Source organism: Amycolatopsis thermalba (genome assembly GCF_003385215.1).
Taxonomy (GTDB): domain Bacteria; phylum Actinomycetota; class Actinomycetes; order Mycobacteriales; family Pseudonocardiaceae; genus Amycolatopsis_E; species Amycolatopsis_E thermalba.
This window is the reverse complement of record NZ_PQHW01000022.1, coordinates 20793-43531: the sequence shown is the minus strand read 5'-3', so window position 1 is coordinate 43531 and position 22739 is coordinate 20793. Positions and strand designations below refer to the sequence as shown.

At 70.3% G+C, this 22739-nt stretch carries 22 protein-coding genes and 1 tRNA gene; 15 read left to right on the top strand and 8 right to left on the bottom strand.

The features are described 5' to 3' along the window. Positions 1 to 203 precede the first annotated feature (203 nt). The 3 genes from D0D15_RS37795 (at position 204) to D0D15_RS36305 (ending at position 2284) form a co-directional block, all read left to right on the top strand. Entirely contained in the window at positions 204 to 716 is a 513-nt protein-coding gene (locus D0D15_RS37795; protein WP_094004505.1) for a restriction endonuclease, read from the top strand. A gap of 897 nt (positions 717 to 1613) precedes the next feature. Further along, positions 1614 to 2114 (top strand): MogA/MoaB family molybdenum cofactor biosynthesis protein, encoded by a 501-nt coding sequence (locus tag D0D15_RS12090; protein ID WP_017984989.1) that lies wholly within the window; start codon positions 1614 to 1616, stop codon positions 2112 to 2114. Next, positions 2114 to 2284, top strand: coding sequence for a hypothetical protein (locus D0D15_RS36305; protein WP_094004506.1), 171 nt, complete (start codon positions 2114 to 2116; stop codon positions 2282 to 2284). Before D0D15_RS12090 ends, D0D15_RS36305 begins: the two co-directional genes overlap by 1 nt. 290 nt (positions 2285 to 2574) lie before the next feature. Here the strand turns inward: D0D15_RS36305 and mscL are convergent, their stop codons facing one another. The 4 genes from mscL to D0D15_RS12070 all read right to left on the bottom strand — a co-directional run bounded on the left by mscL (position 2575) and on the right by D0D15_RS12070 (position 4644). Beyond that, positions 2575 to 3009: a large-conductance mechanosensitive channel protein MscL gene (gene mscL, locus D0D15_RS12085; RefSeq protein WP_094004507.1), complete on the bottom strand. Its 435-nt coding sequence runs from the start codon at positions 3007 to 3009 to the stop codon at positions 2575 to 2577. A 25-nt stretch (positions 3010 to 3034) separates the two neighbouring features. Beyond that, a complete protein-coding gene (locus D0D15_RS12080; protein ID WP_094004508.1) occupies positions 3035 to 3511 on the bottom strand; it encodes a hypothetical protein in 477 nt (158 codons plus the stop codon). A gap of 135 nt (positions 3512 to 3646) precedes the next feature. Next, positions 3647 to 3961 (bottom strand): FmdB family zinc ribbon protein, encoded by a 315-nt coding sequence (locus D0D15_RS12075; RefSeq protein ID WP_094004509.1) that lies wholly within the window; start codon positions 3959 to 3961, stop codon positions 3647 to 3649. 89 nt (positions 3962 to 4050) lie between these two features. Then, positions 4051 to 4644 (bottom strand): 5-formyltetrahydrofolate cyclo-ligase, encoded by a 594-nt coding sequence (locus D0D15_RS12070; RefSeq protein WP_094004510.1) that lies wholly within the window; start codon positions 4642 to 4644, stop codon positions 4051 to 4053. A 24-nt stretch (positions 4645 to 4668) separates the two neighbouring features. Between D0D15_RS12070 and D0D15_RS12065 the strand changes: the two genes are divergently transcribed. From D0D15_RS12065 to D0D15_RS12045, 5 genes are all read left to right on the top strand, one after another. Beyond that, entirely contained in the window at positions 4669 to 5574 is a 906-nt protein-coding gene (locus D0D15_RS12065; RefSeq protein ID WP_094004511.1) for a UTP--glucose-1-phosphate uridylyltransferase, read from the top strand. Then, the gene (gene glp, locus D0D15_RS12060; protein WP_094004512.1) at positions 5571 to 6836 is read left to right on the top strand and encodes a molybdotransferase-like divisome protein Glp; all 1266 of its coding nucleotides are present in this window, start codon (positions 5571 to 5573) and stop codon (positions 6834 to 6836) included. Before D0D15_RS12065 ends, glp begins: the two co-directional genes overlap by 4 nt. A gap of 9 nt (positions 6837 to 6845) precedes the next feature. Beyond that, positions 6846 to 7505, top strand: coding sequence for a GNAT family N-acetyltransferase (locus D0D15_RS12055; protein WP_198958168.1), 660 nt, complete (start codon positions 6846 to 6848; stop codon positions 7503 to 7505). 142 nt (positions 7506 to 7647) lie between these two features. Continuing rightward, entirely contained in the window at positions 7648 to 8415 is a 768-nt protein-coding gene (gene sepX / locus D0D15_RS12050; RefSeq protein ID WP_094004513.1) for a divisome protein SepX/GlpR, read from the top strand. A gap of 66 nt (positions 8416 to 8481) precedes the next feature. Continuing rightward, positions 8482 to 8554 (top strand) — tRNA-Ala (locus D0D15_RS12045). 280 nt (positions 8555 to 8834) lie between these two features. Here the strand turns inward: D0D15_RS12045 and D0D15_RS12040 are convergent. Continuing rightward, the gene (locus tag D0D15_RS12040; RefSeq protein WP_094004514.1) at positions 8835 to 11066 is read right to left on the bottom strand and encodes a poly(ethylene terephthalate) hydrolase family protein; all 2232 of its coding nucleotides are present in this window, start codon (positions 11064 to 11066) and stop codon (positions 8835 to 8837) included. A 493-nt stretch (positions 11067 to 11559) separates the two neighbouring features. Here D0D15_RS12040 and vanH point away from each other — a divergent pair, with 493 nt between their 5' ends. The 4 genes from vanH to D0D15_RS12020 are packed head-to-tail and all read left to right on the top strand — an operon-like array spanning position 11560 to position 15367. Then, complete coding sequence (gene vanH / locus D0D15_RS12035) at positions 11560 to 12594, top strand: D-lactate dehydrogenase VanH (protein ID WP_094004515.1); 1035 nt, start codon at positions 11560 to 11562, stop codon at positions 12592 to 12594. Beyond that, a complete protein-coding gene (vanA, locus tag D0D15_RS12030; RefSeq protein WP_094004516.1) occupies positions 12587 to 13621 on the top strand; it encodes a D-alanine--(R)-lactate ligase in 1035 nt (344 codons plus the stop codon). The genes vanH and vanA overlap by 8 nt, the downstream gene beginning before the upstream one ends. 2 nt (positions 13622 to 13623) lie before the next feature. After that, a complete protein-coding gene (vanX, locus tag D0D15_RS12025; RefSeq protein ID WP_094004517.1) occupies positions 13624 to 14232 on the top strand; it encodes a D-Ala-D-Ala dipeptidase VanX in 609 nt (202 codons plus the stop codon). Between the two features lie 10 nt (positions 14233 to 14242). Further along, positions 14243 to 15367, top strand: a complete 1125-nt coding sequence (locus D0D15_RS12020) for a UDP-N-acetylglucosamine--N-acetylmuramyl-(pentapeptide) pyrophosphoryl-undecaprenol N-acetylglucosamine transferase (protein ID WP_094004518.1) — start codon at positions 14243 to 14245, stop codon at positions 15365 to 15367. Here D0D15_RS12020 and D0D15_RS12015 read toward each other — a convergent pair. Next, the gene (locus D0D15_RS12015) at positions 15359 to 16471 is read right to left on the bottom strand and encodes a sensor histidine kinase (protein WP_094004519.1); all 1113 of its coding nucleotides are present in this window, start codon (positions 16469 to 16471) and stop codon (positions 15359 to 15361) included. The two genes, D0D15_RS12020 and D0D15_RS12015, sit on opposite strands and share 9 nt — an antisense overlap. Then, positions 16464 to 17147 (bottom strand): response regulator transcription factor, encoded by a 684-nt coding sequence (locus tag D0D15_RS12010; RefSeq protein WP_094004542.1) that lies wholly within the window; start codon positions 17145 to 17147, stop codon positions 16464 to 16466. Before D0D15_RS12010 ends, D0D15_RS12015 begins: the two co-directional genes overlap by 8 nt. 88 nt (positions 17148 to 17235) lie before the next feature. On the opposite strand from D0D15_RS12010, the gene D0D15_RS12005 reads away from it, so the two are divergent. The 3 genes from D0D15_RS12005 to D0D15_RS11995 all read left to right on the top strand — a co-directional run bounded on the left by D0D15_RS12005 (position 17236) and on the right by D0D15_RS11995 (position 19621). Beyond that, the gene (locus D0D15_RS12005; protein ID WP_094004520.1) at positions 17236 to 17829 is read left to right on the top strand and encodes a M15 family metallopeptidase; all 594 of its coding nucleotides are present in this window, start codon (positions 17236 to 17238) and stop codon (positions 17827 to 17829) included. Between the two features lie 113 nt (positions 17830 to 17942). After that, positions 17943 to 18881: an ATP-binding cassette domain-containing protein gene (locus D0D15_RS12000; RefSeq protein ID WP_094004521.1), complete on the top strand. Its 939-nt coding sequence runs from the start codon at positions 17943 to 17945 to the stop codon at positions 18879 to 18881. Beyond that, positions 18878 to 19621, top strand: coding sequence for an ABC transporter permease (locus D0D15_RS11995; protein WP_094004522.1), 744 nt, complete (start codon positions 18878 to 18880; stop codon positions 19619 to 19621). Before D0D15_RS12000 ends, D0D15_RS11995 begins: the two co-directional genes overlap by 4 nt. Here the strand turns inward: D0D15_RS11995 and D0D15_RS11990 are convergent. Further along, the gene (locus D0D15_RS11990) at positions 19605 to 22736 is read right to left on the bottom strand and encodes an ATP-binding protein (RefSeq protein WP_115944433.1); all 3132 of its coding nucleotides are present in this window, start codon (positions 22734 to 22736) and stop codon (positions 19605 to 19607) included. The genes D0D15_RS11995 and D0D15_RS11990 overlap by 17 nt on opposite strands. Positions 22737 to 22739: the final 3 nt, after the last annotated feature.

The window sequence follows — 22739 nt, the reverse complement described above, 5'->3', positions numbered from 1 at the left end:
CCTGCCGCGCTGTGGTGCTGTCACTGAAGTCGCCGACGCCGAACTCGCGAGGCGCCATGTGATCGACGTGGACTGGTGCCGGACAGATCTTCCGCGTGCCGTCGTTCACCAGGACCTGCTCTTCAGCTCGGCGTTGACGATATTCCAGCCGAGCAAGAACGACGTCTACCGTCGGATCGAGGAGTTGATGGGCGTCGGTTCCGATCCGGGAAACCGGTCAGCCGAAGCGCCGTTCGCGAGCGTGTGGACGGAAGGCGTGCGGTTGGACTCCGAGACCCGGTCGATGTTCCCGAGCTGCGTGCCAACATCGAACAAGTCGCCCGGGACCGGATCATGCAGCGGATCCGGGAGCGGTTCGCCGGCCATGGTTTGGCCGACCTGGTGGCGGAGATCCTGCGTGCGGAGGGTTATCACTGCACGGTGTCGACCCCGGGGGGCCTGATGGTGGGATCGACATCTACGCGGGCCGTGGGCCCCTCTTGCTCGCAGAGGTGAAATCCAGCGAGGGACCGATCGGCTCGCAGGTCGTCACGCAGCTGCACGGGGTGATGGGCACACACGGTGCCGATCAGGGCCTGTTGGTCGCGTGGGGTGGGCTGAACCGCGAGGCGAGGCGCCATCTCGGGAACCATCCGCGTCCGAGTGTGCGACGCGAACGACGTGATCGACCGGTTGCTGCGGACCTACGACCGCTTGCCGGGAAGCGTCCAGAGTGAAGTGCCACTGCGGGTGTGGATGCTCGTGGAGGAGTCCGAGGAATGGGTTTGGTCTCGCATGGCGGGCGAGGTCGCGTCGGGGTGTGACCACGGCGAGGGCTGCCGCTCGCGGGCGGGTGAATTTTGGCAGGCGGGGCGGTGGTTGAACCGAGCGGAGCCGCAACCAGCGCACGGCTGGCCCCGGTCGGGCCTGGCCCGACCGGGGCCGTAGTCAGCCCCGTGAGCATGATCGACCCCGACGGCGGGGCTTGGCACCTCCAGCGTCGGCGGGCCGTGGATCCACCGCGTCGTCGGGACGCGGCGAATCGCGCCCCGGCGTCGCAGGAAGCGTTCGGGAGTGCTGGGTTCGGTCGAGGACCCCAGACGGCCGACGAAGGTGACGCGGAGGTGCGGCGGCGTGGACGCGCGCCGGGCCGCGAAGCCCAGCAGGTCACGGGCATGCGCACTGTGGCGGACGTCGGCTGTCCAGGCGCTGCCCGTGGTTACGGGGACCACTGTGTGCGGGAGGCCGGTTCAGCGGGCGTTGTGCGGGGGAGTCAGGTGGACGTCCTGGTTGAAGCGGCGCGGGCTGCAGGTCGCGGACATGGGGGCGGTGCGCCGTTGACGTCCGCGCCAGTCGCTCCGCCCCGGCCAGCCGCACCGCGTCCACTTCGGACAGGAGCCCGGGCGCCGGTGACGGTGTCGTGGGCGAACCGGTGGGCAGCTCGCTGGGGTCGTGGCGGGACGTCGTCGAGGAGCACGACCCCCGGCGGGAGGTGGTCAGGAGGCGGCGACGTGGGAATCGATGATCCCGGCGCCGCCCGTGGCGCGGGGCACCGGTCACGGGCGGCGCGGGCTACCTCGCAGTAGTGGCGACGTGCTCGTCAGACGTCGGTAACAACCGGATACCGTGTGCTCATGGAACGCAGTGCACAGCGGCTGGGCCGCGCGCTCGTGGTGATCGTGGACGACCGCGCGGCGCACGGCGAGCATGAGGACACCTCGGGCCCCCTGGTTCAGGAGCTGCTGGAGGAAGCCGGCTTCATCGTGGACGGCGTGGTGCTGGTGCACGCCGACACCGTGGCGATCCGCAACGCCCTCAACACCGCCGTGATCGGTGGTGTGGACCTCGTCATCACCGTCGGTGGCACCGGCGTGTCGCCGCGGGACGTCACCCCCGACGCGACGATCGGTGTGCTCGACCGCCCCATTCCCGGGATCGGCGAGGCTCTGCGCTCCTCCGGGCTCGCCGCCGGCGCGGTCGACGCGGGCATCTCGCGCGGCCTGGTCGGCGTATCGGGCAGCACGCTGGTGGTCAACCTGGCCGGCTCGCGCGCCGCGGTGCGCGACGGCATGGCGACGCTGTCCTCGCTCGTGCCCTACGTGATCGACCAGCTCTCCGGCCTCGACGAGTCCTGATGTCCGGGGAGGACCGGGAGCGCAAGCCTCCCCGCGACCGGCGCAAGCTGGAGGAGATCTTCGGGGAGGTCCTCCCGGACACGACGTCCGACGAGCGCGAGCCGGAGCGCCCGGCCCGCGACGAGGACGCCTGGTACCGCGAGAACCGGCCACCCCACCACGGCGGTTAGCCGCAGCCCGGCCCTGTCGGGAGGCCAGGTGTCGGCCCGCCCGGGAGGCCGCCACCAACGGCTTTCTCGGAGACGCCTGTGGGGCTTGAGGTGTGCTTGGGTCGGCCATGGTGTTTCAGGGCCGTTGACCTCGTCCTGGGCTGGCGCGCCCCTGTGTGACGGATGCCGGAGCTGAGTGGCCTGCTTGGTACCGGGATCGGCGGCCCGGCGACCGGCTCCTGCGCGGCCGGGAGCGCCAGGGCTGACCGGCCTGCTCCGGGCCCAGGGTGCCCGGAGCAGGCAAAAGGGCCTCAGTCGCGGGCTTCGGTGCGGCTGCTGACCTGGCCGTTGGCTCCGCTCTGCTGGCGCAGCAGGTCGCGGATCTCCGTCAGCAGCTCGACGTCCGTCGGCTCGGCGGGGCCCTCCTCCTGGCCCCGCTTGCGGCGCTCCTGGATCTTCTTCATCGGCAGGACCAGCAGGAAGTAGACCACCGCGGCCACGATCACGAAGTTGATCGCCGCGTTGATCACGCCTCCGAAGTCGAGGAACGTGGAGTCGTTCTCGCGCAGGACGTTGAACCCCAGACCCTTCGCGGCGTCCGAACCGCCGATGGCGTTGATCAGCGGCTTGATCAGCCCGTTCGTGAACGCCGTGACGATCGCGGTGAACGCCGTCCCGATGACGACCGCGACCGCCAGCTCGATGACGTTGCCGCGCATCAGGAAGTCCTTGAAGCCCTTGAGCATGTGCACTCCTCTCCTCCGGAAACGGCTAACGGAGGGTAACCGCTACCGGGTTCTGGAGTGACATCGCGGCCACCTCCCTGGCCGTGTCCTCCGGCAACGACAGGACCACCAGCGGCCCGTCGCGCGCGCTCGCCAGGCGTCCGGCCGAGGCCGGCGGCGGCCGCACCGTCAGCACGGTCGCCATGCTGGCCAGCACTTTCCTGCTCTGCGCCGACTCGTCGAGGGTGACCACGTCGACGCGCATACCGGGGCTCAGCAGCTCGGCGACACCGGTGTCCGCGAGCCGGACCGGCACCGCGGCGAACGCAAGATCACCCGTGAAGGGGACAGGTACGGAGGGTGGCGGCGGCGCCGCCCGCGGCTCGGCCGCGTCCGGGCGTGCGGCCAGGACCGCCGCGGTGATCAGCAGACCGGCGGCGACCAGCTTGCGCAGCCGGTGCCACCGTCGTCCGCCGAAGCGGGGCCGGAGCCGATTCCAGTGGGCACACGGATCGAAGCGCATGGCGAAGCACCCCCAGTCGTCGGATGCGACGGCGGTGTGCCGTCGACGGAATCGACGCTAGGGGTGCTGACACCCGGCGGAAAGACGCGGATCTGGCAGCTGTGGATAACTGGGTACTTGTGGATAACTCAGCGGTCAGGAAGCCGCGGCGGCCGCCGTTGTCGTACCGCTCGACGAAGATGAGGAGGCAGAGCTGCTCTTGCTCTCGCTGGACGTGCTCGACGAGCTTGACGAGCTGGACGAGGAGGTGGACGACGTCGATGAGGACGACGAAGAACGCGAGTCGGTCCGGTAGAAGCCGGAGCCCTTGAAGATCACGCCGACCGCTCCGTAGAGCTTGCGCAGCGGGCCGGTGCACTCCGGGCACTCGGTCAGGCTGGCATCGGAGAACGACTGCACGGCCTCGAAACGGTGGCCGCACTCCTTGCAGGCGTACTGGTACGTGGGCACAGGTGCTCCTTCGCGCATTGGCACTCGATCCGCAAGAGTGCTAACGCAATTGTGCTGGACACCATTCCCTCAGCGCAAACAAGGGTTGGTCACAGTGGCAGCCGCACGTGCCCGCGGCCGGGGATGAGCGCCCCGGTCATGAGCACGTCGTGCGCCTCCGCGGGCAGCCGTTCGACCAGCTCAGCGTCCCGCACCACGGCTACCAGGTCGGCGCCGGGCGCGGCGTGCGCCAGCGACCGGTCGTAGAACCCGGCGCCCCGGCCCAGACGCACGCCGCGGTGGTCGACGGCCATGGCGGGTAGCAGCACCAGCCCGGCCGCGGCCAGCGCCTCCGGGCCCAGGAACGGGCCGGTCGGCTCGAGGATGCGGCGCAACCGGCCGGCGCGCAGGCTCGCGGTGCCCGTGTACTCGGCCCATTCCAGTGGCCCGGGTTCGGCGGGAATCACCGGGAGCAGCACCCGCGCGCCGCGCTCGCGCAGCACGTCGAGCAGGCCGATCGAGCCCGGCTCGGTGCCGAACGGGACGTAGCCGCACACGGTGTCCGGGAGTGACATCGCGGACACCGCGCGGACCAGCGCGGCGGTCTCGGCGACCCGTTGCTGCACGGAGACGGCGGCGCGGGCGGCCGACAGCTCGGCGCGCCACTCGGCCTTCGTCACCTCGTCATTGCGCTGCGCACCCATGTACGCAGGTTAGGCTTGGCGCCTATGACGGGCGCCTTCGACAACCACTCGTTCCGAACCGCAATCGTCCCCGCCGCGGGCCTGGGGACCCGGTTCCTGCCGACGACGAAAGCGGTTCCCAAGGAGTTGCTCCCGGTGGTGGACACGCCGGGGATCGAGATCGTCGCGAGCGAAGCCGCGCAGGCCGGGGCGAAACGGCTGGTGATCGTCACCTCGCCGGGCAAGGAGTCGGTCGTCAGCTACTTCCGGCCCGCGCCCGAGCTGGAGGCGAACCTCGAGCGCAAGGGCAAGACCGCGCTGCTGGAGAAGGTCCGGCGCGGTCCGGAGCTGATCGAGGTCGAGGTCGCGATCCAGGAGGAGGCGCTCGGCCTCGGGCACGCGGTGGCGCAGGCCGAGCCGAACCTGACCGACGAGGACGAGGCCGTCGCGGTGCTGCTGCCCGACGACCTGGTGCTGCCCGCCGGCGTGCTCTCGAAGATGGCCGAGGTGCGCGCCGAGCACGGCGGCAGCGTGCTGTGCGCGTTCGACATCCCGAAGGAGCAGATCTCGCCCTACGGCGTGTTCGACGTCACGGACACCGGCGACCCCGACGTCAAGCAGGTGCACGGCATGGTCGAGAAGCCCTCGCCGGAGGAGGCGCCGTCCACCTACGCCGCGGCCGGCCGCTACCTCCTCGACCGGGCGATCTTCGACGCCCTGCGTCGCATCGAACCGGGCGCGGGTGGTGAACTGCAGCTCACCGATGCCGTCGCGCTGCTGATCGAGGAGGGCCACCCCGTGCACATCGTCGTCCACCGCGGCGGGCGGCACGACCTGGGCAACCCCGGCGGTTTCCTCAAGGCGGCCGTCGACTTCGCCCTCGACGACCCGGACTACGGGCCCGAGCTGCGGAACTGGCTGACCGAACGACTCGGGACCGATCGCCGATGACCGACCCCACCCCGGAGCCCGACCAGGCCGAGCAGGACCTCCGGTCGGTCGACGAGCAGATCGCCCGCGTCCTGCAGGCCGCGGTGCGCCCGCGGCCCGTCCGCGTCGCGATCTCCGAAGCGCAGGGCCTGCTCTGCGCCGAGGAGGTCGTGGCCGAGCACGCGCTGCCCGGCTTCGACCAGGCCGCCGTCGACGGGTACGCGGTGCGCAGCGTGGACGTGCGCACCGACGGCGACGAGCCCGTCCAGCTCCCGGTGGTGGGGGAGATCCCGGCCGGCTCACGGCAGCCCCGGCGGCTGCAGCCCGGGCAGGCGGTCCGGGTCGCCACCGGGGCGCCGCTGCCGACCCTCGCCGACGCCGTCGTGCCGACCGCCTTCACCGACGGCCACCCGGCCAAGGTGACGATCCACCGGTCGGTGCCGTCCGCCGCCTACGTGCGCCGGACCGGCGAGGACGTGCAGATCGGCGACGTGGCCGTCCGCCAGGGCGACACGATCGGCGCGGCGCAGGTCGGACTGCTCGCGGCGGTCGGCCGCTCGAAGGTGCTGGTCTACCCGCGGCCGCGGGTGTCGATCGTGTCGGTGGGCGACGAGCTGGTCGACATCGACCGCACCCCGAGTACCGGCCAGGTCTACGACGTGAACTCCTACGCCCTCGCGGCCGCGGCGCGCGACGCCGGAGCGGAGGTCAGCCGCGTGGGGATCGTGCCGAGCGATCCGAAGCGGCTGCGTGAGGTGGTCGAGGGCCGGCTGCTGATGTCCGAGGTCGTCGTGGTCGCGGGCGGGGCGGGTGGCACCGCCGGCGACGAGGTGCAGGCGGCCCTGTCCGACCTCGGCGAGATCGACATGACCCGCGTGGGCATGCACCCAGGGTCGGCGCAGGGCTTCGGTCGGCTCGGCCCGGATGCGGTGCCGACCTTCCTGATCCCGGCCAACCCGATGAGCGCGCTGGTCGTGTTCGAGGTGCTGATCCGGCCGCTGATCCGCGCCGCGCGCGGCACCCGCAACCCGCATCGCCGCACGGTCAGCGCGCGGTTGTTGTCACCGGTGTCGTCCACGAAGGGCCGCCGCGGGTACCTGCGCGGCCAGCTGTTGCGCGACGAGAGCACCGGCGAGTACCTGGTGCAGCCGCTCGGCACGTCCGGCGCGCACCTGCTCGCGTCGCTGGCCGAAGCGAACTGCCTGGTCAACGTTGACGAGGACCTCACCGAGGTGCCCGCGGGCGAGCAGGTCAAGGTGACCTTCCTGGCCCAGCGGGGTTAGAACTGTCCGGTGCAGCCAGCAGCGTATGACCTGGAGTCCCGTCACCCCGGGTGGCCGGCCCGGCTGGGGCCGCTCCGCGTGGCGGCCGGGGAGGTCGCGGTGCGGCCGATCCGGCTGCGCGACGCGGGTGACTGGAGCCGGATCCGGCTGCGTGACCAGGAGCACCTCGAGCCGTGGGAGCCGACCGGGCCCGGGCCGTGGCGCGACCGGAACAGCTACTGGTCCTGGCCCGCGCAGTGGACGGCGCTGCGGTCGCTGGCCCGGCGCGGCCAGTGCCTGCCGTACACGATCACCGTGGACGGCGAGTTCGCCGGCCAGATCACGATCGGTAACGTGATCCGCGCCTCACTCCGCTCGGCGTGGGTCGGTTACTGGGTGTCCTCGTCGGTCGTCAAGGGCGGCGTCGCCACCGCCGCCGTCGCCCTGGTGGTGGACCACGCGTTCACCTCGGCCGGATTGCACCGGATCGAGGCGACGGTGCGGCCGGAGAACACGCCGAGCATCAAGGTGCTGACCAAGGCCGGGTTCCGGCAGGAAGGCCTGTTCAAGCGGTACCTCGACGTGGCGGGCGACTGGCGGGACCACTACTGCTACGCGATGACGGTCGAGGAGACCGGGCCCGGGCTGGTGGCGCGACTGGTCGCGGCCGGTCGCGCGGAATACCCGTGACCAGGTTCGTTACCCAACGGCGAGATTTTCACTAGATCAAGTGACCCTTTTTCTGGTCACGAGCGGCGTGGCTCCGTCCCATCTGTTACTCCTGTGACTAGCGTGACGACATGTAGCAGTGAACGGGGGAGGTGAGAGGGGATTGCCCAGCTCGCTGATCATCGTCGCCTTGGCCGCGGCCTGGCTCGTCGTGCTCGTGCCCATGGTCGCCCGCAAGCGCCAGGCGGTCACGCAGACGGCCGACGCCGAACTGGCCGCCCGCGTGGTCCGCAGCGGCGGCGGGGAAGACGACGCGGAGGAGGAGTTCGCGATGTCCGAGACCACCCAGCAGGTCGCTGAGGCCGACGACCGCGTCGACTACGACGACGTCGAGGAGCACGAAGAGGAGCCGGCGCGCCCGCCACGGGTGTACGAGCCGGCGTCCGAACGGCGCTACCGGCCGGGCCGTGGAGGGTTCGACCCGGAGGCCGCCGAGATCGCCGCACGCGCCAAGTACGCGTTCCGCCAGCGGGTCGTCCTCTGCCTGTTCCTGCTCGCGGTCGTCACGGCCGCGGGCGCCGGGTTCCTGACCTCGTCGCTGTGGTGGCTGCACGGCGCCGTCGACCTGATGCTGGTCGGGTATCTCGCCTACCTGCGCCGGCAGGTGCGCATCGAGGCCGAGATCCGCCAGCGGCGCATGGCCCGGCTCGGATCCCGCTCCGCGACGCGCCCGGCCCGCCGCGAGCGCCCGGCCGAGGACTTCGAAGTCGTCGAGCCACCGCGCGAGGTGCCCGGCGTCGAGCGCCGCCCGTCGCCGGCGTCCCGCCTGCGTGGCCGGGCGGTGGTCGTCGACCTCGAGGACGAGGACCCCGCGTTCCACGACCTCGACGACCCGGACCAGCTCCCGTTCCGGCGCGCGGTCGGAGAGTAGACCCCCTCGCGAACCGCCTTCGGGCCCTTGCTATGCTTCTGGAGCTTCCTTCGGGAAGTCCAGTAAGGGGCTGTAGCGCAGTTGGTAGCGCGTCTCGTTCGCATCGAGAAGGTCAGGGGTTCGATTCCCCTCAGCTCCACTTCGCTCGGGGCGGCTTGTGTTCGCGGATAGCGCGAACCGGGTCGCTCCGTTGTGTTTCGTGGGGGTGCAACCCCCACACCCCGCCCGGAGGGGCTTCGCCCCCCGGACCCCCCATCTGTGGTCAACTTGTTCGCGTAAGGTCCCGTGAGGTTCACACCAGATAAGACCACCCGCGTCGCCGGGTGGTCTTTTTTGTTTCAGCGAACGGAGTGTCCGGAAGTGGTGGGCCGGCAGTGCCGGGGGTTTCGCTCGCGCGAGTGAAACCCCCGGCGCCGGGGTCATGCCTCGTCGTCGTGGATGGTGGCGTAGGCGGTGTTCTTGCCGGTGACGGCGTTGGTGGGGTAGCCGAGCACGACTTCGTACCTGGTGTCGGCAGTGGCGTCCACCGTGGAGTTGTCCTGGATCGGGACCGTGACCATGGTGGTGGTCTGACCGGCGGGGATCGTGACCTGCTTCGCCCCGGCGGCGATCTGTGTGCCGGTGCTGGCCATGGCCTGCAGGTGCACGGTCACGGGCAGACTGCTCGCCTTGGACAGCGTCACGGCGACCGTCGCGGTGCCGGCGTTCTCGTTGGCCGTCGTGTCGGCGACCGAGAGTTGCGGCAGCTTGGTCGGTGCACCCGTGCCGACGGACGGCGTGGTGAACGCGAGGTCGGACAGGAGCACCCCGCCGGTGGCGGTCGCCGTCGTGATCAGGATCTGCCGGATGTCGGTCGTGTCCACCGCGGTCATCTGGGCGACCGGCCAGCGGACGGTGCGCAACCACGTCTTCGGCAGCACGTCCGGGTTCCCCGCCGGCAGCGGCGAGAGCGCGTCGCTCAGGGCCGAGACGGTGGTGGACTGGGTCCGGCCGGCCCCGTCGACGACGGTCAGCCGCAGATCCGTGGCGTTGTTGGCCCCGTCCGGCGCGGCCCGCAGGGTCAGTGCGCCGTAGCGGCTGACGTCGTACCGGCCGGACGGCAGAGCGGCCGTCATCTGGCCGCCGTTGGCCCAGGTCATGTGCAGCATCGGCGTGGCGGGCACATTCGCGGTGTGGGTCACCGGCGTGAAGGACGGAAATCGGCTGGTGGCCGTGGAATCACTGCACGAGGGCAGGCCGCTCTGCGGGGACCGGCCGGCGATGCTCGCGCAGTACTGGCCGAGCACCTTGCCGGCGAACGTGACGTTCGCCGCGGCCGCCTGCAACGGGGCGACGTCGAGGCGTTGCGCCGCGGGTGACTGCGTCGCCTGCAGCACGGTCGCCGCGCCGACCCGAACCGCGCTACCGGCACTGGCCTGGAACATCGGCAGGAAAGCGCTTTCCTTGCCGAGCGTCATGCGGAAGAAGCCCGCGGTGTAGGCGATTCCGGTCTTCTGCTGCTCTTCGAAGGTGAGCCGGGTGTTGCCGGCCGCGGTGGTGCCGCAGGTCGGGTCCGCCGGGTCGACGTAGAGGTCCCAGTCGTCGCCGTAGGCCTCGGTCCACACGCTGTTGAAGTAGTTGTGGTTGGCGCCCATCACGAGCAACGACGACTTCAGCGCGGAGTCCGTCCGGCTCGTGTACCGCGAGTCCTCGAAGAAGTGCTGGCCTTCCTGGTTCGAGACGTCGCCGTCGCAGTAGGGCAGCAGCACGGCCATCGGCACGTCCGTCAGGGCGGGGCGGGTCCGGTCGATCGGGGCGAGCGGCAGCACACCCCTGATCCCGTACGGGGTGGGGCGGGCGGCGTTGAGCAGCACGGCGCGAACCACGCCGTCACCGCCGCGGGAGTGGCCCATGAGACCGACGTTGCCGAGATCGAGCTTGCCCTTGAGCAGACTGCTCATCCCCGGGGCGGTGCCGGCGTCGGCCTTGGCGAGCAGGTCGAGGTGCGCCATCACCAGCTGGCCGCGGGCCAGGCCACCGCGGTCGGGCGACGCCGTGCTCTGGTCGAAGGCGCCGATCGCGTTCGCGCTGACCGACACCACCACGTATCCCTGGCTGGCCAGGGTTTCGGCCGGTCGCGAGTAGCCGACGTAGCTGGGCATCGGTTCGAGACCGTTGACACAGGGCCAGTGTTCGTTGTCGAACGTGCCCGCGTCCGGGTCGTAGCAGGCGTCCGCGCGGCCGTGCAGGAACACCACCACCGGCCGCTTGCCGGACGCGCCGACCGGCACCCACACCGCTGCCCGCTCCTCGACCGGCACTCCGGTCAATCCGGACAACTGGAGCGCGGTGTCACCGAAGTCGTAGTCGGCACGGGTGACGCCGTAGCGTCCCGCGGCCTCGGGGGCGGACGTGATCGGCGTCCCGGCGGGCACGCCGGTCGTGGCGGCGGCGCTGCGAGGGCTCGCGCCGGGCACCACGCCCTGCCACGCCACCCGCACCGACGACGGGTGCGCCGCGGCGGGATCGGTCGTCACCAGCGTGAGCGTCCGGCCGTCCCGGGACTCCTGTGCCTCACCGAGCGACCGGCCGTCGACCGCGAGTTCCGGCGACGCGTCCCGCGTCGGGAGCCGCTCGTCGAGCGTCAGCGTGATCCGGTAACCGCCGTCCACCGGCGTAACCGACCAGGAACCATCGGGCGAAGCCGCCGACGCGGACGGCGTCGGCAGCAAAGCCAGTCCCAGAGCCAGTATCGCGCCGGTGAGCGCCGGTCTCCAATACTTGCGCATCCACACCCTCCCGGGTTTTTGTTGCGACAAATGACAAAAAGTCAATCTAGGCCCGGGTGCTGACGGGGTGCTGTCACGAAGATCATCAAAGCGCGCAGGTCAAGCCGCCGGGGTACGGGAGCGCGGTGAGGCGGGTACTGCCTGGAAGCCGGGACGTGGTTTTCCCGTGGGGTGGCGGACAAGCCGACCGATGGCTGCGCAGTTTGATGAATTCGCCCATCGCGCACGGGAACGGCATTTCGGGATATACCGTGCATCGAGGCCAGGATGAGCGGAGGCTCCCGCAGCTCCGCGCCGGTACTGGGCAGTAACATATCGTCGGCGTATCGAAAACCGCATACGTGCCGGCAACATCGCGCTGCCTTGAATGGCAGCCATGACCGACCGCGAACCAGCACGAACAGCGGCCCGCCGCGGGCGATCTCTGGGGTCCTCATCGGCCGCCCCCGCCACGGGCATCACGATTTATGGCTGCGAGCCGGACGAGGCCGTGTTGTTCCGGGAGCTGGCGCCCCGCTTCGGCGTGCTGCCGGCCATCACCGAGGCGGCGGTATCCGAAGCCAATGCAGAACTGGCATCGGGCAACCGATGCATCAGCGTCGGTCACAAAACCCCGGTCACGGAGTCCGCTCTTCGTGCGCTCAGCGAGGCCGGCGTGAGGTACATCTCCACGAGAAGCGTCGGATACGACCACATCGACGTGAAATACGCCGAGAGCGTCGGCATCTCCGTGGAAAACGTCGGATATTCGCCCGACAGCGTGGCTGACTACACGCTCATGCTGATGCTCATGGTCGTGCGAAACGCGAAATCCGTCATCCGCCGGGCGGATGTCCATGATTACCGATTGGATGAGGTACGCGGCAAAGAGCTACGCGACCTGACCGTCGGGGTGGTTGGCACCGGGCGCATCGGCGCCGCGGTCATCGACCGGCTGCGCGCTTTTGGTTGCCGCATTTTGTGCTATGACATCCGTCCCTCGTCTGCTGCCGGCCGAGTTCCACTCGACGAGTTGGTGCAGCTGAGCGACATCGTCACCCTGCACACGCCCCTCACCGCGGATACGCACCATCTCCTCAATCGCCGGCGAATCGAGCGGATGAAGCACGGGGCGTTCGTCATCAACACCGGGCGCGGTGCGCTCGTCGACACCGAGGCCCTTGTCGCGGCGTTGGACAGCGGCAGGTTGGGCGGCGCGGCGTTGGACGTTCTCGAAGGGGAGGAAGGAATATTCTACGCCGACTGCCGCGACAAACCCATCGAACACAAACTGCTGCTGCGGTTGCAGGAGCTGCCGAACGTCCTCGTCAGCCCCCACACCGCCTATTACACGGATCACGCCCTGAGCGACACCGTGGAGAACTCTCTCGTCAACTGCCTGAAATTCGAAAGCAGGGATCAGCGTGGATAGGTTGAAGGTCGGCATCATATTCGGCGGCGCGTCCGAAGAACACCCCGTCTCGGTCAAATCCGCGCAAGAGGTCGCGAAGAGCCTCGATCTCGAGAAGTACGAGCCGTTCTACATCGGGATTTCGGTGAGCGGCGCTTGGCTGCTTTGTGACGGTCCTGGTCCGGACTGGGAAAACGGCAACTGCCGCCCGGTCGTGCTGTCGGCGGACCGAAGCGTCCGGGGACTGCTCGTGCTGGAACAGGGGCGGTACCGGACGATCAGCCTGGACGTCGTGTTGCCCGTTCTGCACGGCAAACTCGGCGAGGACGGGGCGATCCAGGGGTTATTGGAGCTCTCCGGTATCCCGTACGCGGGCTGTGACGTCCAAAGTTCCGCGCTGTGCATGGACAAATCCCTCACCTACACCATCGTCCGCAGCGCGGGAATCGCCACGCCGAACTTCTGGACCGTCATGGCCGACGAGAGCATCGATGTCGGCCCGCTCACCTATCCCGTCTTCGTGAAGCCGGCCCGTTCGGGGTCCTCCTTCGGCGTCAGCAAGGTAGAGCGAAAAGAAGAACTGCCGGATGCGGTGGAAACCGCGAGGAAATACGACTCGAAGGTGTTGGTCGAGGAGGCTGTCGCCGGCAGTGAGATCGGGTGTGCCGTACTGGGGAACGACCTGGATCTGGTCACCGGCGAGGTGGACCGGGTCGCGCTGTCGCACGGGTTCTTCCGAATCCACCAGGAAGACAACCCGGAAAGCGGATCCGAGAACTCGACGTTCATCGTGCCCGCGGACATCCCGGCGGAGTCGCGCTCGCTCGTCCAGGAAACCGCGAAGGAGATTTACCGCGTCCTGGGGTGCCGGGGGCTCGCGCGGGTCGACATGTTCCTCACCGACGACGGCAGCGTGGTCCTCAACGAGGTCAACACGTTTCCCGGGCTGACCTCCTACAGCCGTTATCCGCGAATGATGGCGGCCGCGGGGTTGCCGCTCGCCGAGGTGATCGACCGGATGGTGTCGCTCGCATTGACGGGGAACTGACGATGCACGAGGATTTTGTCTTTGTGGACGAGGTCGTGTCCGGCGTACGCTGGGATGCGAAGTACGCCACCTGGGACAACTTCACCGGCACACCGGTGGACGGATATCTGGCGAACCGGATCATGGGTACGAAGGCGTTGTGCGCGGCCCTGGCGGAAGCGCGCGACAAGGCGGAGTCCCTTGGCTTCGGCTTGCTCCTGTGGGACGGTTATCGCCCGCAACGCGCCGTCGACTGCTTCCTGCGCTGGTCGGCGCAGCCGGAGGACGGCCGGACCAAGCCACGACACCATCCGAACATCGACCGAGCCGAGATGTTCGAGAAGGGATATGTGGCCGCCAAGTCGGGCCACAGCCGGGGCAGCACCGTCGACCTGACGCTCTACCACCTGACCACCGGTGAGCTCGCTCCCATGGGCGGTGACCACGATCTGATGGATCCCATCTCACACCACGGGGCACGGGGCATCACGCCGGTCGAGGCGCGGAACCGCGAGCACCTTCGGGACATCATGGAGACCTGCGGGTTCACGCCGTACGACCATGAGTGGTGGCATTACACGCTGACCGACGAGCCTTATCCGGACACCTATTTCGACTTCCCCATCGCATAGGCGAGCTGGAATGTCGCATCAGGAATCCGGTGCGGCGGCACCGCGCGTCGTTGTCGCCGGCGGCCATTCGGCCGGGCACATCGAGCCCGCGATGAACTTCGCCGACGCGCTGCGCCGGCTGGAACCCACGGCGGAGATCACCGCCCTCGGCACGATCCGCGGCCTGGACACCACGCTCATCCCGGCCCGCGGCTACCCGCTCGAACTCATCCCGCCGGCGCCGCTGCCGCGCACCCTGAACCGGGCGTTGCTGCGGACGCCGGGCAAGCTGCGCGAGTCGGTGCTGGCGGCCGGGGCGGTGCTCGACCGCGTGGGAGCGGAGGTCGTGGTGGGTTTCGGGGGCTACGTGGCCATGCCGGCCTACCTCGCCGCGGGCAAGCGGGGCGTGCCGATCGTCGTGCACGAGGCGAACGCCCGGCCCGGAGTGGCCAACCGGCTGGCGGCCCGGATGACGACGCACGTGTTCACCGCATCGCCGAACGTCCCGCTGGCGCACGCCACCGCCATCGGGATCCCGTTGCGGCCGGCGATCACCGGACTCGACCGGCCGGCGCTGCGCGACGCGGCCCGGCAGCGGTTCGGCCTGCGACCCGACGCACCCGTCCTGATGGTCACCGGCGGTTCGCAGGGCGCCGGCACGATCAACGCGGCGGTGTCCGGCGCGGCCGCGTCGTTACGGGCGGCCGGTGTGCAGGTGCTGCACATCACCGGGCCGCGGCACTCGGTCGAGGTGCCGGACGGTGATCCGCCCTACGTCGTCGTTCCCTACGTCCACGACATGCAGTACGCCTACGCCGCGGCCGACTTCGTGATCTGCCGCTCGGGAGCGATGACGTGCGCCGAACTGGCCGCGGCCGGCTTGCCGGCCGCGTACGTCCCGCTGCCGTTGCGCGGCGGTGAGCAGCGGCTCAACGCCGAACCGGTCGTCGCGGCCGGCGGGGCGTTGCTCGTCGACGACGCCGACCTCGACCCGGCCTGGATCGTGGACACCCTGATCCCGGTGCTCACCGATCCCGAGCGGATCGCGGTGATGTCGGCTCGCGCTTCGGCGGCCGGCGCGCCTGACGCGGACGTCGCCCTGGCCGGGCACGTGCTCACCGCGGTCGCCGAGCGACGTGGGGTCGCCTCAGGGTGATCGGCTCGGGTGTGGTGGCGCGGCCGGCAGTTGCACCGTGACGCGGAGCCCGCCGGCGGGTCGGGGGGTGAGGGTGAGGGTTCCGTCGTGCGCGTGCGTGATGCTCTTGACGATCGCCAGGCCGAGGCCGACACCCGCGTGGTCGGTGCGGATGCGTTGGGAGCCGCGCTGGAACGGTTCGGTGAGGGTCGAGACCAGCTGGGGGGTGAGCTTCTCGCCGGTGTTCTCGACGGTGAGCAGCACGCTCGTCGGGTGAACGCTGGTCGTGACCCACACGGTGCCCCGATCGGGCAGGTTGTGCGCGATGGCGTTGTGCAGGAGGTTCGTGGTCAACTGCAGCAGGAGCGCGGGCGAGCCGATGGTGGGGGCGATGTCGCCGGAGGTCTCGACGGTGACGCCGCGCTTTTCCGCGAGCGGGAGAAGCGTTTCGGTGGCTTCTTCGGCGATGAGGGACAGGTCGACGGGTTCTGGGGTGAAGGACCGTTGATCGGCGCGGCTGAGCAGGAGCAACGCCTCGGTGAGGTCGATCGCGCGGGAGTTGACCAAGTGGAGGCGGTCGACGAGCTCGCCGTTGTCGTGGTGCGGATCGTTGCGGGCCACGTCGAGAAGTGTCTGCGTGATCGCCAGCGGGGTCCGCAGTTCGTGCGAGGCGTTGGCCGCGAACCTCTGCTGTTCGGCAACGTGGGCTTCGAGCTGCGCGAGCATGGTGTCGAAGGCGTCGGCGAGTTCGCGGAACTCGTCTCTGCGCCCCGGCAGCCGGATCCGGTGGGACAGCGATCCCTCCGCGGCCATGCGGGTGGCATCGGTGATGCGGGTCAGCGGGGCGAGCATGCGGCCGGCGAGGATCCACCCTCCCACGAGGCCGAACACCAGCAGGAACGCCAGCACCAGTATTGCCGCCGGAACGAAGACCGATGGGCCGAAATTGGTCGGGTCGAAGGCACGCCCGAAGTCGGACAAATCGGGGATGTTCAGGCCGTTCGACCATCCTCGCAACAGGAACATCCACACGGCGGCGAGCAGCAAGGCGCCCGCGATCATGAGGAACCCGGCGTAGCTGAGGGTGAGCTTGAGGCGAACGCTCAAGCCGGGCGCCCTATGCACGGTCGTCTCCCCCGGCGGCGGTGTCGATGCGGTAGCCGACGCCGGGCACGGTGGCGATGATCCAGGGTTCGCCGAGCCGTTTGCGCAGTGCCGAGACCGTGATGCGCACGGCGTTGGTGAACGGGTCGGCGTTCTCGTCCCACGCCCGCTCCAGGAGATCTTCGGCGCTGACCACACCGCCCTCGGCGGCGACGAGCACTTCGAGCACGGCGAACTGCTTCCGGGTGAGCGCGACGTAGCGGCCGTCGCGGAAGACCTCCCGGCGGAACGGATCCAGCCGCAGGCCCGCGATCTCCCGCACGGGTGGCCTGCTGTACGCGCGCCTGCGGTCCAGCGCCCTGAGCCGGAGCACGAGTTCTTTGAGCTCGAAGGGTTTGGTGAGGTAGTCGTCGGCGCCGAGCTCGAACCCGGAGGCCTTGTCGTCGATCCGGTCGGCGGCGGTGAGCATGAGGATCGGCATGCCGCTGCCGGAGGCGACGATGCGTTTGGCGATCTCGTCGCCGGAGGGGCCGGGGACGTCGCGGTCGAGCACGGCGATGTCGTAGGAGTTGATGCTCAGCAGTTCCAGCGCGGTGTCACCGTCACCGGCGATGTCGGCGGCGATTGCTTCCAGACGCAGGCCGTCGCGAATGGCCTCGGCCAGATAGGGTTCGTCCTCGACGATCAACACACGCACGGTCACGAATGCTACGAGACGCACCATATCCCCGGCATATCGAAAACCGCATACGTGCCGGCAACACCGCATTGCCTTGACTCGGGGCATGACCTGCATCGAGCCAGCACGAACAGCAACCCGCCGTACCCGGTCGAACCTCTTCGCTGCCCTGGTGGGCGGCAGCGCGGCGCTCATCGGTGTCCGGGTTTACCAGTCGCTGGTGTCCGCGGCCGTCCGGCGCTCCCTCACCGAGGCGGACGGCGTCGTCCGCGGCGGTGTGACGGTCTTCGACGACGAGATCCCGGCCGTGGCCAACCTGGACCCCGATCTGCTCGGCGCACTGCGCCAGGCCGCGAAGGATGCCGCGGGCGACGGGGTCGAGTTCATCGTCAACAGTGGCTGGCGGTCCCGGGACTACCAGGAACAACTGCTCCGTGACGCGGTGTCGAAGTACGGCTCGGAAGAAGAAGCCGCCCGCTGGGTGGCCACCGCGGACACGTCGTCGCACGTGTCGGGGCACGCGGTCGACATCGGGCCCGCCGAGGCCAGGGCGTGGCTGTCCGAGCACGGCGCCAGGTACGGGCTGTGCCAGATCTACCGCAACGAACCCTGGCACTACGAACTGCGCCCGGAAGCCATCGACCACGGTTGCCCGCCGATGTACGCCGACCCTTCGCAGGATCCCCGGATGCGACGCTGACCGGGCTGTTCGCGAGAGCGACGCAGCCTCATCCGAATCGGCTTCCGGTCGTGTCAGGACTCGTGTCAGGGGCGCGTCAGGGCGGTGTCAGTTCCGCCCGCGACCGTGGTCGCATGACAGACGCGATCACAGCTTCCGGGCTCCGGAAGTCCTACCAAGACAAAGTCGTGCTCGACGGTATCGACCTGGACGTCCGGGCGGGCAGCATCTTCTCCCTGCTCGGCCCGAACGGCGCAGGCAAGACCACGACCGTCAACGTGCTGACCACCCTGATCAAGGCCGACGGCGGCACCGTCCGCGTCGCCGGGCACGACATCGCCACCGAGGCCAAGGCGGTGCGCGCCGCGATCGGCGTCACCGGCCAGTTCGCCGCCGTGGACGAGCTGCTGACCGGCCAGGAGAACCTGCAGCTGATGGTCGACCTGAACCGGGCCCGCGCCAAGGACGGCAAGCGCATCGTCACCGAGCTGCTGGAGCGCTTCGACCTGGTCGAGTCGGCCCAGAAGCCCGCGTCCACCTACTCCGGCGGGATGCGGCGCAAGCTCGACCTGGCGATGACCCTCGTCGGCAACCCGCGGATCATCTTCCTGGACGAGCCGACGACCGGTCTGGACCCGCGCAGCCGCCGCACCATGTGGGAGATCATCCGCGAGCTGGTGTCCGACGGCGTGACCATCTTCCTCACCACCCAGTACCTGGAGGAAGCCGACCAGCTCGCCGACCGGGTCGCGGTCCTGGACAAGGGCCGCCTGGTCGCCCAGGGCACGCCCGACGAGCTCAAGCGCCAGATCCCCGGCACCCACGTCCGGCTCCGGTTCACCACCACCGCCGAACTCGATTCGGCCGCGCGGATCCTCCCCGGCTCCACCCGCGACGACGACGCGCTGACGCTGCGCGTGCCCAGCGACGGCGGCACGAAGTCGCTGCGCTCCCTGCTCGACCGGCTCGACGAGTACTCGCTCAGCGCCGAAACCTTCACCGTCCACACGCCCGACCTCGACGACGTCTTCCTCGCCCTCACGGGCCACACCACGGAGGTGGCCGCGAAATGAACACGCACTCGCTCGTCATGCTGCGCCGCAACTTCAAGCACATCGCCCGCAACCCGGTCACCGTCTTCAACGCGGTCCTGATGCCGATCGTGATGATGGTGATGTTCGTGTACATGCTCGGAGACGCGTTCAGCGTCGGTGTCGACTACGTGGACTACGCCACGCCGGGCCTGATGCTGATGGCCGTCTGCTACGGGCTCGGCGGCGTCGCGACGGCGGTGAGCTCCGACATGACCAAGGGCATCATCAACCGGTTCAAGGTCATGGACGTCTCCCGCGGCGCGGTGCTGAACGGACACGTCATCGCCAGCGTGCTGACCAACCTGCTCGCCATCGCGGCGCTCGTGGGGGTGGCCTTCCTGCTCGGGTTCGACCCGTCGGCGAGCTTCCTCGACTGGCTCGGCGTGCTCGGCCTCGTCGTCCTGCTCGGCCTCGCCACCGGCTGGCTGACGATCGCACTGGGCCTGGCGGCGAAGTCCGTGGAAACCGCCGGCATGGCGTCGGTGCCGCTGGTCATGCTGCCGTTCTTCAGCAGCGCGATCGTCCCGGCCGACAAGATGGGACCGGGCCTGCGCGAGTTCGCGGAGTACCAGCCCTTCACGCCGATCATCGAAACCCTGCGCGGCCTGCTCAACGGCGCGCCGGCCACCGGCGACCTGATCGCCGCGCTCGCCTGGTGCGTGGGGATCGCCCTGGTCGGGTACCTGTGGGCGTCCGCCACGTTCAAGAAGCGAGCGTGACCGCGACCAGCTCGCGCCAGTCCGCTTCCCGCCCCTCGCCAGTCGCCTCGGTGAACTCCGTGTCACCGAGGCGGCTTCGCGTTTCCCGCTCGATCCGGGCCACGTCCGGCTGGGCGTGGTCCGGCAGACCGCGCAGGCCGGTGCTCGCCGCGAGCAGCCTCGCCGCCTGCTCGGGCTGGTCGGCCCGCAGCGCGAAGTCCGCGACCCCGACCAGCACCTGGGCGATCATCAAGGGGTGCCCGGGCTCGGACGCCGCCTCGACAGCCGCGGCACGGTGCTCCCGGGCCGCGTCGAGATCCTCGGCGAGGTAGCCGAGCAGGTCGTGCCACACCGCGCGGTGGTTCGCCCGCCCGGCGTCTGCACCCAGCAACTCCATCACGAGGCCGAGTTCCCGGCGGGCCTGCTCGGCGTCACCGCGCCAGCGGGCGAGTTCCGCCTTCGCCAGCGCCAGCTCGGCCAGCGCCTCGGGCCAGGCGACCCGGTCCGCGTGCCGCTGCGCCTCGGTCAGGGCGGCGGCGCTGCGCTCCGCGTCACCCAGGATCCAGTACAGCTGGGCCTGCCGCGACCGCATCCGCACGACGTCCTCGATGGCGCCGACCTCGGTGACGACCGCGATCGCCTGTTCGTAGTGCTCGCACGCCCTGGCGAACTCGCCGCGCGTGGCGATCCGCTCCGCCAGCTCGGTCAGCGCGAACGAAATGCCCCACCGCTCGCCGAGCGCGCGGAATTCGTTGAGCGCCGCCTCCAGGTAGGTGTCGGCGTCCCAGCCGCCGTGGCCGAGCTGGACCCGCATCTTGCCGAGCTGCAGCCGGGCCAGGGCACGCACCCAGGGGTCGGCGTCGGTGAGGTGCGGTTCGAACGCGGTCAGCATCGCGTCCGTTCCGTCCAGCAGGCGTTCCATCGCGCCGGCGAACCGCAGCGCCGGGTGCCGGTCCGGCACCCGCAGGCTGATCTCGTACGCCTTGTGGATCCACTCCACCGCGTTGAACTGGTCGCTGCCCCGACCGGAGGTCATGAACCCGGAGACGAACGCGTACACCACGCCCCGGATCTCGTCGGGCACTTCGCCGGGCAGCGTGGCGGCCGCCAGGATCAGCTCGTTGCCCTCCGCCTTGTGCCCGGCGAGCCACCAGTACCAGCCGGCGGCAGCGGCGAGCCGCATCGCCCCGTCCGCCTCCCCGGCCGCGAGCGCGCCACGCATCGCCGCGGCGATGTTGTCGTGCTCGGCCTCGAGCACCGCGAGCCAGTCCAGCTGCTCGGCGCGGCGGAGGTGCGGCTCCGCGGTTTCGGCGAGTTCGGTGAAGTACGCGAGGTGCGCGCGACGCACCGAATCGGATTCGCCCGCCTCCGCGAGACGCTGGTCGGCGTACTCCTTGATCGTGCCGAGCATCCGGTAGCGCGGCGCGCCCGCGCCGTCGGTGACCACCAGTGACTTCTCGGTCAGCGCGGTCAGCAGCTCGAGTACTTCCCACGACTCGATGGTGTCGTCGGAGCAGACCCGCTCGGCTGCTTCCAGGCTCGCGCCACCGGAGAACACCGAGAGCCGGCGCAGCACCGTCCGTTCGGCGTCGCTGAGCAGTTCCCAGCTCCAGTCGATCAGGGCACGCAGCGTCCGTTGCCGCGGCAGCGCGGTGCGGCTGCCGCCGGTGAGCAGGCGGAACCGGTCGTCGAGGCGGTTGGCGAGCTGGTCCAGCGACATGGTGCGCAACCTGGCCGCGGCGAGTTCGATGGCGAGCGGGATCCCGTCCACCGCCCGGCAGATGCGCGCCATGGTCGCCAGCGTCTCGGCGTCGGCCGGGAGGACCTCGCGCACCGCGCCGGCCCGGTCCCGCAGCAGCTGGACGGCGGGAGCGGACTCGATCTTGCCGGGGTCGGCGTCGTCCGCGGGCAGGGCCAGCGGCGCGACGGGCCACAGCGCCTCGCCGGTGATGCCCAGGGGTTCCCGGCTGGTGGCGAGGATCCGCAGGCGGCGGCACTCGCCGAGCACCCGGTGGGCGAACTTCGCCGCGGACTCGATGACGTGCTCGCAGTTGTCCAGCACCAGCAGCACCGCCCGCTCGCGGAGCGCGGCGACGACCCGGTCCGTCGCGTCCGCGTCCGGGGCGTCGCCGAGCAGCGCGTCACGGAGTTTGAGCGCGGCGAGCGTGGCCTGCGCGACGTCCCCGTCGGCGCCGAGCGGGGCGAGTTCGACCAGCCACGCCCCATCGGGCAGGTCGCCGAGCAGCGTGCGCGTGGTTTCCGCGGCCAGCCGGGTCTTGCCGGCGCCGCCCGGGCCGATCAGGGTGGTGAGCCGGTGTTCGGCGACGAGTTCGCGGACCGCGGTGACATCGGCGTCCTTGCCGACGAAGCTGGTCAGCTCGGCGCGCAGGTTGGTCTTCTGCTTCTCCGGCGGCCGCTGCACCTCGCCCCGCAGCAGCGCGACGTGCAGCGCGGACAGCTCCGGCGAGGGGTCGACGCCCAGCTCGTCGGCCAGGGTTTCCCGCGTGCGCTCGAACACGAGCAGCGCGTCGGTGTCGCGGCCGGTCGCGACGAGGGCGCGCATCAGCGCGGCGACGAGCCGTTCGCGCACCGGGTGCGCGGCCACCAGGTCGGTCAGCTCGGTGACCAGGCCGGCGGCGTTGCCGAGGCGGATCTCGGCGTCGAACCGGTCCTCCAGCGCGGCCAGGCGCAGGCCTTCGAGCCGGGTGACCGCCGCGTCGAAGGCGCCGCTGTCCGCCAGGCCCACGTCCTGCATGGCCGGACCGCGCCACAACGCGAGGGCCTCACGCAGCAGTTGTGGCTCGTCGTCCTGGCGGGCCTTGGCGACGAGGCGTTCGAACTTCACCGCGTCGACGTCGTCGGGTTCCACGCGCAGCCGGTAGCCGTCCGGCTGTCCCTCGACCAGCCCGGCGGGCAGCGCCTTCCGCAGCCGGGAGACCAGGCGTTGCAGGGCGTTGGCCGCGTCCGCGGGCGGCTGCTCGCCCCAGATCCAGTCGACGAGCGCCGCCTTCGGCACGACGCGACCCGGTTGCAGCGCGAGGGCGACCACCAGCCCGCGCAGCCGGGCGCCCGGCACGTCGGCGAGGGCGCCGTCGTCCGTGCGAACTTCGAAGGGGCCAAGCATCCCGACCTGCACCCG